11 protein-coding genes and 1 pseudogene are annotated in these 13,769 nt (G+C 69.5%); 10 read left to right on the forward strand and 2 right to left on the reverse strand.

Annotated elements, in window-relative coordinates; all coding sequences use genetic code 11:
* The 3 genes from ACLZN2_RS49670 to ACLZN2_RS49680 all read left to right on the forward strand — a co-directional run.
* Nucleotides 1-1,176: flavin-containing monooxygenase (locus ACLZN2_RS49670; protein ID WP_416986740.1), on the forward strand; the 1,176-nt coding region annotated here is incomplete at its 5' end.
* A complete protein-coding gene (locus ACLZN2_RS49675; protein WP_416986741.1) occupies nucleotides 1,173-2,048 on the forward strand; it encodes an SDR family NAD(P)-dependent oxidoreductase in 876 nt (291 codons plus the stop codon). The genes ACLZN2_RS49670 and ACLZN2_RS49675, both read left to right, overlap by 4 nt.
* The gene (locus ACLZN2_RS49680; protein ID WP_416986742.1) at nucleotides 2,045-3,454 is read left to right on the forward strand and encodes an aldehyde dehydrogenase family protein; all 1,410 of its coding nucleotides are present in this window, start codon (nucleotides 2,045-2,047) and stop codon (nucleotides 3,452-3,454) included. Before ACLZN2_RS49675 ends, ACLZN2_RS49680 begins: the two co-directional genes overlap by 4 nt.
* A 38-nt stretch (nucleotides 3,455-3,492) precedes the next feature.
* On the opposite strand, the gene ACLZN2_RS49685 is transcribed toward ACLZN2_RS49680, so the two are convergent.
* Both ACLZN2_RS49685 and ACLZN2_RS49690 read right to left on the reverse strand, forming a co-directional pair.
* Nucleotides 3,493-4,554, reverse strand: a complete 1,062-nt coding sequence (locus ACLZN2_RS49685) for an AraC family transcriptional regulator ligand-binding domain-containing protein (protein WP_416986744.1) — start codon at nucleotides 4,552-4,554, stop codon at nucleotides 3,493-3,495.
* Between the two features lie 223 nt (nucleotides 4,555-4,777).
* Nucleotides 4,778-6,658: an RICIN domain-containing protein gene (locus ACLZN2_RS49690; protein WP_416986754.1), complete on the reverse strand. Its 1,881-nt coding sequence runs from the start codon at nucleotides 6,656-6,658 to the stop codon at nucleotides 4,778-4,780.
* 539 nt (nucleotides 6,659-7,197) lie between these two features.
* Between ACLZN2_RS49690 and ACLZN2_RS49695 the strand changes: the two genes are divergently transcribed.
* From ACLZN2_RS49695 to ACLZN2_RS49725, 7 genes and pseudogenes are all read left to right on the forward strand, one after another.
* A complete protein-coding gene (locus ACLZN2_RS49695) occupies nucleotides 7,198-8,265 on the forward strand; it encodes a sugar ABC transporter substrate-binding protein (protein ID WP_403830664.1) in 1,068 nt (355 codons plus the stop codon).
* 45 nt (nucleotides 8,266-8,310) lie between these two features.
* The gene (locus tag ACLZN2_RS49700) at nucleotides 8,311-9,876 is read left to right on the forward strand and encodes a sugar ABC transporter ATP-binding protein (RefSeq protein WP_416986746.1); all 1,566 of its coding nucleotides are present in this window, start codon (nucleotides 8,311-8,313) and stop codon (nucleotides 9,874-9,876) included.
* Nucleotides 9,869-10,909, forward strand: a complete 1,041-nt coding sequence (locus ACLZN2_RS49705; RefSeq protein WP_416986747.1) for an ABC transporter permease — start codon at nucleotides 9,869-9,871, stop codon at nucleotides 10,907-10,909. Before ACLZN2_RS49700 ends, ACLZN2_RS49705 begins: the two co-directional genes overlap by 8 nt.
* A gap of 94 nt (nucleotides 10,910-11,003) precedes the next feature.
* The gene (locus ACLZN2_RS49710; protein ID WP_416986749.1) at nucleotides 11,004-12,329 is read left to right on the forward strand and encodes an L-fuconate dehydratase; all 1,326 of its coding nucleotides are present in this window, start codon (nucleotides 11,004-11,006) and stop codon (nucleotides 12,327-12,329) included.
* Nucleotides 12,322-13,224 carry an amidohydrolase family protein gene (locus tag ACLZN2_RS49715; protein ID WP_416986751.1) on the forward strand — a complete coding sequence of 301 codons (903 nt, stop codon included), beginning with the start codon at nucleotides 12,322-12,324 and terminating at the stop codon, nucleotides 13,222-13,224. Before ACLZN2_RS49710 ends, ACLZN2_RS49715 begins: the two co-directional genes overlap by 8 nt.
* A complete protein-coding gene (locus tag ACLZN2_RS49720) occupies nucleotides 13,215-13,652 on the forward strand; it encodes an RbsD/FucU domain-containing protein (RefSeq protein ID WP_416986753.1) in 438 nt (145 codons plus the stop codon). The genes ACLZN2_RS49715 and ACLZN2_RS49720 overlap by 10 nt, the downstream gene beginning before the upstream one ends.
* Nucleotides 13,649-13,769: pseudogene (locus tag ACLZN2_RS49725) on the forward strand (Zn-dependent alcohol dehydrogenase); the annotation flags it as partial. The gene ACLZN2_RS49720 and the pseudogene ACLZN2_RS49725, both read left to right, overlap by 4 nt.

The raw sequence follows: 13,769 nt of genomic DNA on the forward strand, positions 1-13,769 counted from the left end.
CACTTCATCTCCAGCAGGACGCTCTCCGGCTTCGGCGGATACCCCATGCCGGACCACTTCGCGGACTACCCGCCGCATCGGCAGGTCCTGTCCTACCTGACGTCGTTCGCCGAGTCGTACGGGCTGAGGGACCGGATCGAGTTCGGTACCGAGGTCCGCGACGTGACGAAGAACGCCGACGGCACCTGGACGGTCACCCGGGCCGACGGGCGGCGGAGCGTGCACGGGCAGGTCGTCGTGTGCGCGGGTGCGCAGTGGCACCCCAACATCCCCGACCTGCCGGGCGACTTCACCGGCGAGATCCGCCACACCGTCACCTATCGCAGCAGCGAGGAACTGCGGAGCAGGCGAGTGCTGGTGGTCGGCGCGGGCAACTCGGGGCTGGACATCGCCTGCGACGCGGCACGCGCCGCCGACCACGCGGTGATCAGTATGCGCCGGGGCTACTGGTTCATTCCCAAGCACCTGTTCGGCCGGCCGGTGGACACCATCGCGGCGGGCGGCCCGCACCTGCCGATGTGGCTGGAGCAGCGGCTGTTCGGCGCGCTGCTGCGGCTCCTCAACGGCGACCCGCGCAGGCTCGGACTGCAGAAGCCCGACCACAGACTGTTCGAGACCCACCCGGCCCTCAACTCCATGCTGATCCACCACCTCCAGCACGGGGACATCGAGGCCAGGCCGGGCATCGCCCGCACCGAGGGCCGGACGGTGCACTTCACCGACGGCACGAGCGACGACTTCGACCTGGTCCTGCTGGCCACGGGCTACGTCCACAAGGTCCCCGTCGCACAGCGGTACTTCGGCGACGAGCAGCACCCGGACCTCTACCTGTCGTCGTTCTCCCGCGACCACGAGGGGCTCTTCGGGGTCGGATTCGTCGAGACGAACTCCGGTGCCTACCAACTCTTCGACGCACAGGCACAGTTGATCGCCTCCTTCGTCCGGGACTCGCGGCACGGACTGCCCACGGCCGAGCGGTTCGCCCGTATGGTCCGCAGCGACCGGCCAGACCTGTCCGGCGGACTGAAGTTCGTCGACTCCCCGCGCCACACCGGATACGTGCACAGCGACGCGTTCGTGAAGTACCTCGGCAAGGTCGCGGCAGGGATGGGCTGGCGCACCGAGGGCCGGCCGCCTCGGGCGACGGCCGTGCGACAGGAGGCGGTCGCGTCATGACGTACGACTTCCGTGACAGGGTCATCCTGGTGACCGGTGGCGCCGGTGGTATCGGCAGTGCCCTGTGCCACCGTTTCGCCTCCGGTGGAGCCCGCCTCGTCGTGGTCGACATCGACGAGGCGCGGGCCGGGCGGACCGCCGGCAGCCTGCCCGGCGTCGGACACACCGGACTGGGCTGCGACCTGCTGGACCGCGCCGCTGTCGAACGGATGGTGGACGGTGTCGCCACCACCCATGGCCGGATCGACGTCCTGGTCAACAACGTGGGCATGACCAGCGCCGAACGCTTCGACGTACGCAGTGTCGAGAGCATCGAGCGGGAGATCGACCTCAATCTGGTCTCACCACTGGTCACCACCAGGCTCGCCCTCCCTCTGCTCAGGGCGTCGGACGACCCGCGGGTCGTCACCACGGTCTCCCTGGGCGGGATCTTCCCGCTGGGCGAGACCCCCATCTACACCGCGTCGAAGTTCGGGCTGCGCGGCGCGATGCTCGCCATCGGCCTCGACCTGCGGGGCAAGGGCATCAAGGCGGGTTCCGTACTGCCCTCGGCGACCGACACGAGGATGCTGCGGCAGGAGGCCGTGGACGGCGGCAACTCGATGCAGTTCCAGGACCGGCCGCAACAGCCCGCGGACGTCGTCAGAGCGGTCGTGAGCCTGCTGGACAAGCCGCGTCTGGAGGCCTACCCCAAGCCGGGCGAGTCCCGCCTCGTGCGGTTCGCGATGCTGGTGCCGAACCTCCTGCCCCGGCTCTTCCCGCTGTTCCGAAGGCGCGGCGAGCGCGGCATGGCCCGCTATCTGGAGGACCTGCGCCGCAGGGGACTGGCCCGCCGGACCGACGGCCGTTGGGAACTGGTGGAGGAAGCATGACCACGAGCACGCTCCGTGTCGTCAACCCGACGACCGGCGAACTGATCACCACCGTTCCGGCCGTCGGCGCGGCAGAGGTGGCGGCGGCGTCGGAACGGGCGCATCGCGTGTTCACGAGCGGCGTCTGGTCCGGGCTGGACCCCAGAGAGCGTGCCGCGGTGCTGCTGCGCCTGGCCGGCCTCATGGAACGAGACGCCGAGCTGCTGGCCCGGCTGGACAGCGAGGACGCGGGCAAGCCGATCACGGAGTGCCGTACCGGCGACGTGCCCGGGGCCGTCGAGTCGATCCGCTGGTTCGCGGAGGCCGCCGACAAGGTCTTCGGCCGGGTCGCCCCCACCGGTCGCGGGAGCCTGGGGGTCATGAGCCGGGAGCCGGTCGGGGTGGCCGCGGCGATACTGCCGTGGAACTACCCGCTGGCCATGGCCGCCTGGAAGGTGGGGCCCGCCCTGACCGTGGGGAACTGCCTGCTGCTCAAACCCGCCGAGGCGACGCCGCGCTCCACCCTGCACCTGGCCGAGCTGGCCACGGAGGCGGGCCTGCCGGACGGCGTGCTGACCGTGCTGACCGGCCACGGAGCCGTCACCGGCACCGCGCTGGCCCGCGACCCGCTGGTGCGTGCGCTGTCGTTCACGGGGTCCACGGCGACAGGCCGCCGGATCCTGGTGGACGCGGCGGAGACCAACTTCAAGCGGGTCTCGCTGGAGATGGGCGGCAAGAGCCCGCAGATCCTCATGGCCGACGCTCTCGACTACGGCGACGACCTCATCGACAACATGATCGAGGCCGCGTTCCTGACGATGGGGCAGAACTGCACGGCCGGCTCCCGGATCCTCGTCCACCACGGCATCGCCGAGGAGGTGCTGCACCGGTTCACCACCGCCGCGAAGGGCCTGGTCATCGGTGATCCCGCCGACCCGCGCACCCAGGTGGGGCCGCTCATCGGCCGAGCCGCCCTCGACCGGGTCGCCGCCGCGGTGGACGGGGCCCGCTCCGCCGGGGCCCTGATCCACACCGGCGGCCTGCCGCACGGTCTGCCGGCGTACGGCGCCTACTACCCGCCCACCGTGATCAGCGGTGCGCCGGAGGGCGTCGACGCGCTCACCAAGGAACTCTTCGGACCGGTCGTCACCGTCCAGACGTTCACGGCCGAGGAGGAGGCGGTACGGATGGCGAACGCCTCCGAATACGGACTCGCCGCCTCGGTGTGGACCCGTGACCTCGACGGCGCGCTGCGACTGGCCCGGGGCGTCGAGGCGGGAGTGGTCTCCGTCAACTCTTACAGCGAGGGCGACATCACGACCCCCTTCGGAGGCTGGAAGCAGTCCGGGTTCGGCGGCGCGGAGAAGTCCACCGACGCCTTCGCGCAGTGGACCAGGGAGAAGACGGTCTGGATCCATACCCGGTGACCGGCGGAGGGCGCCCGGTTCACGGACCGACGCGCCCTTCACTGTGCGCCGGTCTCCTCGCGGAGCCGCGCCGGAGCCGTCCCGTGCCAGCGGTGCACCGCACGGCGCAGGGCGCGCGCGTCGGAGAAACCCGCCTGCCGGGCGATGTCCCGCAGCGTCAGCTCCGGCCGTCGCAGCAACTGCTCGACCCGCTCGTGCCGCACGCCGTCGACGACGGCCTGGTACGTCGTGCCGCACTCGGCCAGGCGGCGGCGCAACGTGCGTTCGCTGGAGGCGTGCCGACGGGCCTGCTCGACGAAGGACGGCACGTCGGGGAGGCTGTGCGCGATCGAGATCTCCAGTACCTCCAGGAGCTCCTGCTGATCGTGGCGGGCCGTCGTCTGCTGCGCCAGCAGTTCCATCGCCGACGCGTAGGTGACGGGGTCACGACCCGGCATCGCGCGGCGGAACCACGACGCGGGGAACACCAGACGGTTCTCCACGGCGGCGAACCGCACCGGGCAGCGGAACAATCCGGTGAAGGGGCGGGTGTCGCGCGGGGCGGGGAAGGCGAACTCGACGCTTGCCGGGGCGAATTCGCCCCCCGCGCTCAGCCGGGTGAGCGTGACGACGCTGGCGAAGGCCTCCTCGGCGAGGAAGACCGCGACCGTCGGGTCGAGAGCGGGGTCGGGCAAACCGGCCCGCAGCGCGTAGCCCGCGTCCTCCGGCCCGGCCGTCCAGACAACCATGGCACCGGAGAGGTTCTGGAACCGCACACCCGTCTCGATGGCGTCCTTCAGGGTGTCCGCCGACAGGAGTGCCAGGCCGAGCAGTCCCCAGGCGGTCAGATGCTGCGCGGCCCCCACCCGCAGACCCAGATGAGGTTCACCGGTGAGTTCCACCGCGCGGCGGATGACGGTACTGCCCTGCCGGTAGGAGACCCGAAGCGCCGCGGAGCCCATCACGGCCTCGCCCAGCCCCACGTCCGCCAGCAAGGGCCGCAGATCCACGCCGTACTTGGCGGCGACGGGGGAGAGGTAGCGCAGGATGTTCGGCGGGATGGTGGCCGAGGTGCTGCGGCTGGTGCCGGGAGACGGCGTCGGGGCTGGGGAGTCGGGCATGGGGGTTCCTCGCGACCTGAGCTGGACATGGTGGACGCCCAGGGACCGGGCGGTGCCGTGACCGGTGGCCGGAACTTGCTGCACGGGCGCGATCGGTTCACGTACGGATGCCGCACCCGTCCCGCCCGCACCTGCCTGCCGGCCTGTCACTTCCTTGGCGGCTCATTCTGTCGCGTGCGCGGCTCGGCGGAGGTCTCCGGCGACGGGCGACGTGTCGCTCCGCTCAGATCGTGGTGATCTGCCAGTGCTGGCGTGTGGCGCCCGTGTAGGTGTGCTGGTCGAGGTTGGCTCCGTCGGCGGTGGAGCCGTCGGTGACGTCGAGGGCGAGTCCGCTGAAGCGGTTGGTGAGGAGGTAGTAGCCGTCGCCGGTGGGGGTGATGGCCCAGTGCTGCTGGGGTGCGTCGGCGTCGCTCCAGATGCCGGCGGTGGCGGCTTCTGCGCGGGAGAGGCCGCCGATCTCGAGGATCTTGCCGCTGGCGGCACTGCGGATTTTGTAGTAGCCGTCGCCGGTGCTGGTGAAGGTCCACTTCTGGTTGGCGGTGTTCTTCCAGGGCCATTGCAGGACGGCGGTGCCGTTGGCGGTGCCGGCGCCTGAGACGTCGGCGGCCTTGCCGCTGTGGCGGGCGACGAGTCGGTAGACGGTGCTGTCCCCGGGCAGGACGCCGGAGCGCAGTGCGGGGGTGGTGGTGCGGCCGCCGATGCGGAGGTTGCCGATGTTGGCGTAGTCGCCGGTGGCGGCGGTGGCCTTGATGCGGACGAAGCCGGCGTCGCGGGCGGTCCATTCGGCGAGCTTGAGGGTGCGGTCGCCGTTCCAGGTGCCGGTGGCGACCTGGGTGAAGGTGGTGCCGTCGGTGCTGGTGGAGATGGTGCAGGAGGTGATGTCGCCGTCGGTGGAGTTGTTGCGGTTCCACTGCTTGGGCAGGTACTCCAGTGATGAAATACCGCTCCAGACGCCGCCGAGGTCGATGGTGATGGTCTGGGGCAGGGCCAGGCTCCAGGTGGACCAGCAGGTTTCGAAGCTCTTGTCGCTGAGTCCGTCGATGGCGTTGAGGGGGCCTTCGCCGGTGTGGAAGCCGGTGGCGTAGGCGTTGACGGGGGTGACGGGGTGTTCGACGCGCAGGGGCTGGGTGGGCAGGGCGGCTCTGGCCATGTTGGGGTTCCAGGCGGCGCCGACCTCGGTGAGGCGGTTGACGATGTTGGTGTCGAGGACACCGTTGCGGTTGGGCGGGCAGTTGAGGATGAAGGAGGTGTACTTGGGTTCGAGGTCGGCGAGGTGGGAGAGGATCGATGCCTTGCTCATCGGGTCGGTCGTGGGTGTGCTGGGGTGCCAGAACCAGCCGTCACTGATGGTCTGCCCCTGAAGTGACGCGTAGGTGTTCCCGGCGGGCGAGGTGACTCCGAGCGGCTCCTCGAAGTAGATCGCGTCGCCGAGGAAGGGCACCGACAGCGCCCCGTGGTCGATCATGACGATGTCGGGTTGCAGGGACAGCACGTGCTCGCGGATGCGCTGGTAGGAGACGGCCTGTTGGCCCATCTGCCAGGCGTAGCCGTCGGTGACGAATATGTCGATGGTGCCGTAGTTGGTGAGGAGTTCGGTGATCTGGCCGAGGATGTAGGTGAGGTCGGCGGGCTGGACGGCTTCCTTGCTGGCGACACCGTGGCGGGTGTCGTAGGCCTCGACGGTGTGGGTGCGGTCCCAGATGGAGAAGTACAGGCCGACCTTGAGGCCCTTGGCGCGGAACGCCGTGACGTACTGGTCGACGATGTCGTGCGGGTAGCCGCTGTGGGCGACGTTCTGGGTGTCGTAGGCGGTGGGCCACAGGGCGAAGCCGTCGTGGTGCTTGGTGGTCAGGACGCCGTAGCTCATCTTCGCGGCGGCTGCGGCGGCGGCCCACTGGGCGCAGTCGACGGCGGTCGGGGCGAACAGTGCGGGATCCTGGTGAGCGGCGGCCCACTCCTCGTCGGTGAAGGTGCCGAGGTTGAAGTGGTTGAACATGCCGAAACGCAGGTCGACCAGCTTGCTCAGCTTGTCCTGCGGGGTGGCCGCGGCGGCTCGGCTCAGCGAATCGAGACCGGGTACGACGGGCAGCGCGGAGGCGGCCATGGCGGCACCCGCGACACCCATGAGTCGGCGGCGCGACAGACTTCCGGACACTTTCACTCCCGGTGCTTCGGAGGACGGAGGGGCTGATGTGACCTATGAATCTCATCCGTGTATCGGGCCGGTCAACCCTTGTGCAGGGATGAATCGGCTTGGTTAACTGGAGTGTTGGCGACTGAATCAGCATAAATAGTGTCATATCGACTCACAGACATCACATGTATATCTCGCGCTTCACCTGACACCCCGGCCAGCCGCCGGGATGCCCGCGGCGATGCTTCCGGGCGTGGGGCGGGAGAAGGGGCGGTCGTCGGTCGGGGGCCGAGATGCGTCTCCGTCACTCGGGCCTGGCTGACTTATCGCAGGCATTGATGGGATCGATGTTGAGTTTCATGGGGGGTGATGAGCTATCCAGCCTCGTTCGTTACCTGCTGCTTTGAGGTTTCTCGGTTCGGGGTCTGGACACCGTGGCCGAGCTCTGTCTATAAAGACATCCCATCTATCGGGGTCGCTCATCGCCCACCGGATCAGTGCGAGGAACAATGACGAGACTCAGAACTGCTCTCTTCTCCGCGGTATCGGCCTGCTCGGCTCTGGCCCTGCTCAGTGCCTGCAGCACCAGCTCCGACTCCGCGTCGGCGAAGAGCGACACGCCGCTGGTGGGTGTCGACTACCCGCGCTCCGACACCGACTTCTGGAACTCGTACATCAAGTACACGCCGGAGTACGCCAAGGAGCTCGGCCTCTCGCTGAAGACCACCAACTCGCAGAACGACGTGGCGAAGCTGACGTCGAACGCGCAGACGTTCATCAGTCAGGGGGTCAAGGGGATCGCGATGGCCCCGCAAGACACCGCCGCCATCGCGCCGACCCTGTCGCAGCTGGAGGCGAAGAAGATCCCCGTCGTCACCGTCGACACCCGCCCCGACAGCGGCAAGGTGTTCATGGTGGTGCGGGCCGACAACCGTGCCTACGGCGAGAAGGCGTGTCAGTACCTGGGCACCAAGCTCGGCGGCAAGGGCAAGGTCGTGATGCTCCAGGGCGGTCTGGACTCCATCAACGGCCGTGACCGCACCGAGGCGTTCAACGACTGCATGAAGAAGAACTACCCGGACATCAAGGTGTTCGGTGAGGCCACCAACTGGGACGGCGCGGTCGCCGCGCAGAAGCTCCAGACGGACCTGACCGCCAACCCGGACATCAAGGGCATTTACATGCAGTCCAGCTTCGCCCTGTCGGGAACGCTCCAGGTCCTCAAGCAGAAGGGCCTGCTGGTGGACCCCTCGGACAAGAAGCACGTGTACGTCGTCTCCAACGACGGCATCCCCGAGGAGCTCAAGTCCATAGCCGAGGGCAAGATCGACGCCACCGTCTCCCAGCCGGCCGACCTCTACGCCAAGTACGCCCTGTACTACCTGAAGGCCGCGATCGACGGGAAGACCTTCAAGCCGGGCAAGACCGACCACGACAGCACCATCATCCAGGTCCGTGACGGTCTGCTGGAGGACCAGCTCTCCGCCCCGCTCGTCACCGCCGACGGCGGTACTTATGGCGGCGTGCCCAGCGTGAAGAGCGACGACAAGTCGCTGTGGGGCAACAACCTCGACTGATGGTCCGTCGGAAAGCCAACAGCTCACGATTTCAAGGCGGTTGAGATGAGCGACGGGGAGCGAGCAGTCACCCCCGCGCCCGCCACGGCTGACGACGGGCGGGCTCCCGCAGCCCCGCCCGTCGTCGAGGCGACGGGCATTGTCAAACGATTCGGTCCGACGGTGGCCCTGCGCGACGCCCGGATCACCGTCCGGCCGGGAGAGACGCACGCCCTGGTCGGCCGCAACGGAGCCGGAAAGTCGACCCTGGTGTCCGTCCTGACCGGTCTGCAGGCCCCGGACGAGGGCACGGTCACCTTCGGGGGCGAGCCGGCCCCCCGGCTCGCCGACCGGGACGCCTGGCGGCAGCGCGTGGCCTGCGTCTACCAGAAGTCGACGATCATTCCCACGCTGACCGTGGCCGAGAACCTCTTCCTCAACCGCCACCAGCGCGGACGCAACCGCCTGATCAGCTGGCAGGGCATGCGCAGCCGGGCCCAGGAACTGCTGTCGACCTGGTCGGTGAACGTCTCCCCGCAGACCATGGCCGGCGATCTGAGCGTGGAACAGCGGCAGTTCGTCGAGATCGCCCGGGCGCTGTCCTTCGGGGCCCGATTCATCATCCTCGACGAGCCGACGGCCCAGCTCGACGCCGCCGCCATCAACCGGCTCTTCGACCGGATCCGCGACCTGCAACGGCAGGGCGTCACCTTCCTGTTCATCAGCCACCACCTCCAGGAGATCTACGAGATCTGCGACATGGTGACGGTGTTCCGCGACGCCCGGCACATCGTGACCGCCCCGGTCGCCGAGCTGCCGCGGACCGAACTGGTCGCCGCCATGACCGGTGAGGCCGCCGGGTCCGACCGTCCGGAGCGGGCGGGCGGTCCCGACACCGCCGCTCGGACCGCCCTGGACGTGCGTGCCCTGCGCAGCGAGGGTGTGTTCGAGGACATCAGCTTCACCGTGGCCGCCGGTGAGATCGTGGGGCTCGCCGGCGCCGCGGGCAGCGGCCGTACGGAGGTCGCCGAGACCGTTGTAGGGCTTCGGGCCGCCGGGTCCGGCGAGCTGGAGATCGCCGGGAACCGGCCCCGGCCGGGCAGCGTCCCGGCCGCGCTCGCCGCCGGTGCCGGGTTCGTCCCGCAGGACCGGCACCACCAGGGCTTCGTCCCCGACATGTCGATCGCGGACAACGCCACCCTGTCGGTGCCCGGCCGTATCGCGCAGCGCGGTCTGCTGAGCCGGGCCCGCCGGGACCGGCTCGCCGGGGACATGATCGAGAAGCTGGCGATCAAGACCCCCGGGCCGGAACTCCCGGTCTCCGCACTGTCCGGTGGCAACCAGCAGAAGGTGGTCATGGCACGCGCCCTCGCCGACGACCCCCGGCTGCTGGTCCTGATCAACCCGACGGCAGGCGTGGACGTGCGGTCCAAGGAGTTCCTCCTCGGCAAGGTCGAGGAGACCGCGGACGCCGGCACCGGAGTGCTCATCGCCTCCGACGAACTCGACGACCTGCGCATGTGCGACCGGGTTCTGGTGATGTTCCAGGGCCGGATGACGACAGAGATCGCCCGCGGCTGGCACGACCACGACCTCGTCGCCGCGATGGAAGGAGTGGACCTCGATGCCTGAAACCGCCCTCGCGGAGACCCCCGCGCCCGAGACGGGAGAACAGCCCGGGCGGCGCACACTGCTCGGCGGACGCATCCCCCTCGCCCGGCTGCGCGACCTCGCCCTGGTCCCCGCCATCGTCGTCATCGCGATCGTCGGCCAGATCGTCAATCCGATCTTCCTGCAGACGGACAACCTGATCAACGTCCTGCAGACCATGTCCGAGATCGCCCTGCTGGTCCTCGCCCAGACGATGATCCTGATCGTCAAGAAGATGGACCTGTCCCTGGAGTCCACCATGGGCCTCGCGCCCGGCGTGGCGGCCTGGCTGGTGGTGCCCACCGGCGCCGGACACGGCCTCGGCCTGCTCCCCGGTGCCTGGGCGATCCCCGTGACGCTCGCCGTGGGCGTACTGATAGGTCTGGTCAACGCGCTGCTGATCATCCGGTTCGGCCTCAACGGCTTCATCGTCACCCTCGGCATGCTGATCGTGCTGCGCGGCATCCTCACCGGCATCTCCGGCGGCCAGACCTTCTTCCAGCTGCCCGAGTCGATGCTCTACCTCGGCACCGCCGAATGGTTCGGCATGCCCGCCTCCATCTGGGTCTGCCTGATGCTGTTCGCCGTCGCGATCGTCGTCCTCGGCTGGACCAGCTTCGGCCGCTCCCTGTATGCCATCGGCGGCAACGTCGACGCGGCGAAGGCGGCCGGCATCCGCACCGACCGGGTGCTCGCGATCGTCATCATCACTGGCAGCCTGCTCGCCGCCCTCGCCGGACTGCTGCTGTCCGGACGGCTGGCCTCGGTCGCCTCCGCGCAGGGCAACGGCTACATCTTCACCGTCTTCGCCGCGGCCGTCATCGGCGGGATCAGTCTCAACGGCGGCAAGGGCACCATGTTCGGCGCCTTCACCGGCATCCTGCTCCTCTTCATGATCCAGAACGTGCTCACCCTGGCGGGCGTCCCCGCCCAGTGGATCGGGGCCCTCAACGGCCTGATCATCCTGGTCGCCCTCTGCATCTCCCGTATCACGGGCGGCAAGGTCCAGGACTGAACCGACCGCGACGGAGCCACAGCGCCGATCGCAGTCCCGTACATCCCGTCGCAGAGCGCCGAGCGCCCGACCGACCCTCACAGGAGTTCCCGCCATGACGCCTGCCGTGCCCGCATCCGCCCGCATCACCGCCCTGGACGTGCTCGACGTGCGCTTCCCGACGTCCGAGCACCTGGACGGGTCCGATGCGATGAACCCCGAGCCCGACTACTCCGCCGCCTACGTCGTCCTGCGCACCGACGCCGGCGACGGACTCGAGGGCCACGCCCTGGCGTTCACCACCGGCCGCGGCAACGACGCGCAGGCCGCCGCCATCGCCACCCTCGCCCCGCACGTCGTGGGCCTGTCGGTGGAGGAGGTCTGCGCCGACCTCGGCGCCTTCGCCCGCTCCCTCGTCCACGACCCCCAACTGCGCTGGCTGGGACCGGAGAAGGGCGCCATCCACATGGCGACCGGAGCCGTCGTCAACGCCGCCTGGGACCTGGCCGCCAAGCGGGTCGGCAAGCCCGTGTGGCGGTTCCTCGCCGAGATGACGCCCGAGGAACTGGTCGCCCAGGTCGACTTCCGCTGGTTGTCCGACGCCCTTACCCCCGAGGACGCCCTGGAAATCCTGCGCCGCGCCGAACCCGGCCGCGAGGAGCGCATCGCCCACCTGCTGGAACACGGCTACCCCGCCTACACCACCACACCCGGCTGGCTCGGCTACTCCGACGAGAAGCTGTCCCGCCTCGCCCGCGAGGCCGTCGCCGACGGCTTCACCCAGATCAAGCTGAAGGTCGGCGCCGATCTGGAGGACGACATACGCCGGATGCGCACCGCCCGGGAGACCGTCGGCCCCGACATCCGTATCGCCGTGGACGCCAACCAGAGATGGGACGTCCAGCCCGCCATCGACTGGATGCGCGCGTTGGCACCCTACGACCCGTACTGGATCGAGGAGCCCACTTCCCCGGACGACATCCTCGGCCACGCGGAGGTCCGCAAGGCCCTCGCGCCCATCAAGGTCGCGACCGGCGAGCACATCGCCAACCGGGTCGTCTTCAAACAGCTCCTGCAGGCCGGCGCGGTGGACATCGTGCAGATCGACTCCGCCCGCGTCGGCGGAGTCAACGAGAACATCGCCATCCTGCTGCTCGCCGCCAAGTTCGGCGTCCCCGTCTGCCCGCACGCCGGCGGCGTCGGCCTGTGCGAGATGGTCCAGCACCTGTCGATGTTCGACTACATCGCGGTTACCGGCACCACCGAGGACCGGGTGATCGAGTACGTCGACCATCTCCACGAGCACTTCGTCGATCCCGTCCGCATCGCCCACGGCAACTACCTGGCACCCGAACTCCCGGGCCTGAGCGCCCAGATGCACCAGGCGTCCCTCAAGGAGTACACCTATCCCGACGGCCCGGTCTGGTCCGCCCGTGTCTGAGCCGCTGCCCCTGGTCGACGCCCACCACCATCTGTGGGACCTCGACCGCCGCCCCCAGCCCTGGCTCGACGAGCCCGGACACGAGCCGATCCGCCGCTCGTTCGGCCCCGCCGACCTGCGCGCGGCAGCCACCCGGCCGATCGCGGGCCGCCGGCTGACGGGCACGGTGGTCGTCCAGTGCGTGACATCGTTGCCCGAGACCCGTGAACTGCTCGCCCTGGCCGACGAGGACCCGCTCGTCGCCGCCGTCGTCGGCTGGGCGGACCTGACTTCCCCGACCGTCGGAGATGTACTCGACGAGCTGCGGGACGGGCCCGGCGGCGGTCACCTGCGGGCCCTGCGCCACCTCGTGCAGGGCGAGCCGGACCCTGCGTGGCTGCAACAGCCCTCCGTGGAGCGGGGGTTGCGCGCGGTTCAGGAACGCGGCCTCGGCTACGACGTGCTGATCCGCAGCCACCAGTTCCCGCAGGCGATCCGCCTGGCCGAGCGGTTCCCCCAACTGGAGCTGGTCCTGGACCACGCCGGAAAGCCGGACCTCGTCACCGGCGAACTGAAGAACTGGGCACGGCAGGTGGGAGAACTGGCCGGCCATCCGCAGGTGCGGTGCAAGGTCTCGGGTCTGGTCACCGAGGCCGACCACGACACGTGGACGCTCGACGACATCCGGCCGGCGTGGGACGTACTGCTGTCGGCCTTCGGCCCCGACCGGCTGATGTTCGGCTCGGACTGGCCGGTCTGCGACCTCGCCGGCGGCTGGAACCGCTGGGCGGAGACGGTCGAGGAACTTCTCCACGACTGCTCCGGAAGCGAGACCGAGGCGGTGCTCGCCGGTACGGCCGCCTCCTTCTACCACCTTCCCGCACACCGGACCGAAGGGACGGACGCGTGCTCCTGACCGAACTGCTGCACCCCGGCATCCTCGAAGCTCTCGCCGGAGCCGGTCACGGCGCCCGTGTCCTGCTCGCCGACGGTCACTACCCGGCGAGCACCGCCACCGGCGAGCGCGCCAGGACCGTGCACCTCAACCTCGCCCCCGGGCTCCTTGACGTCACCAGCGTCCTCGACGTTCTGTTGCGTGCGCTGCCCGTCGAGTCGGCCCATGTGATGGTGCCGCCGGAGGGCGAACCCGAGCCGCCCGCGATCGCGGAGTACCGCTCCCGGCTCGCGCCCGTACCGGTCGAGATGCTCGGCCGCTTCGAGTTCTACGACGCCGCCCGCTCGCCCGACCTGGCGCTGGCGATCGTCACCGCCGACATCCGTACCTACGCCAACCTGCTGCTGACCATCGGCGTCCGCGCGGAAGGGACCCTGACTTCACGATGACTCTCGCTGTTCGCTATGTCTCCGCTCGTGTGTTGGACACGGCTGTGGTGGAGGGGGTGCCGCCGGGCCGGGGGGAGGTGGTGGTGGCTCCGGCGTTCGTGGGGATCTGTGGCACGG

The organism is Streptomyces sp. T028, from assembly GCF_048159505.1.
Lineage (GTDB): Bacteria > Actinomycetota > Actinomycetes > Streptomycetales > Streptomycetaceae > Streptomyces.

What these genes read in the sequence shown, in the direction of transcription:
- ACLZN2_RS49675 (WP_416986741.1), top strand. Translation starts at nt 1,173, where the DNA reads ATGACGTACGACTTCCGTGACAGGGTCATCCTGGTGACCGGTGGCGCC.
- ACLZN2_RS49680 (WP_416986742.1), top strand. Translation starts at nt 2,045, where the DNA reads ATGACCACGAGCACGCTCCGTGTCGTCAACCCGACGACCGGCGAACTG.
- ACLZN2_RS49685 (WP_416986744.1), bottom strand. Translation starts at nt 4,554, where the DNA reads ATGCCCGACTCCCCAGCCCCGACGCCGTCTCCCGGCACCAGCCGCAGC.
- ACLZN2_RS49690 (WP_416986754.1), bottom strand. Translation starts at nt 6,658, where the DNA reads ATGGCCGCCTCCGCGCTGCCCGTCGTACCCGGTCTCGATTCGCTGAGC.
- ACLZN2_RS49695 (WP_403830664.1), top strand. Translation starts at nt 7,198, where the DNA reads ATGACGAGACTCAGAACTGCTCTCTTCTCCGCGGTATCGGCCTGCTCG.
- ACLZN2_RS49700 (WP_416986746.1), top strand. Translation starts at nt 8,311, where the DNA reads ATGAGCGACGGGGAGCGAGCAGTCACCCCCGCGCCCGCCACGGCTGAC.
- ACLZN2_RS49705 (WP_416986747.1), top strand. Translation starts at nt 9,869, where the DNA reads ATGCCTGAAACCGCCCTCGCGGAGACCCCCGCGCCCGAGACGGGAGAA.
- ACLZN2_RS49710 (WP_416986749.1), top strand. Translation starts at nt 11,004, where the DNA reads ATGACGCCTGCCGTGCCCGCATCCGCCCGCATCACCGCCCTGGACGTG.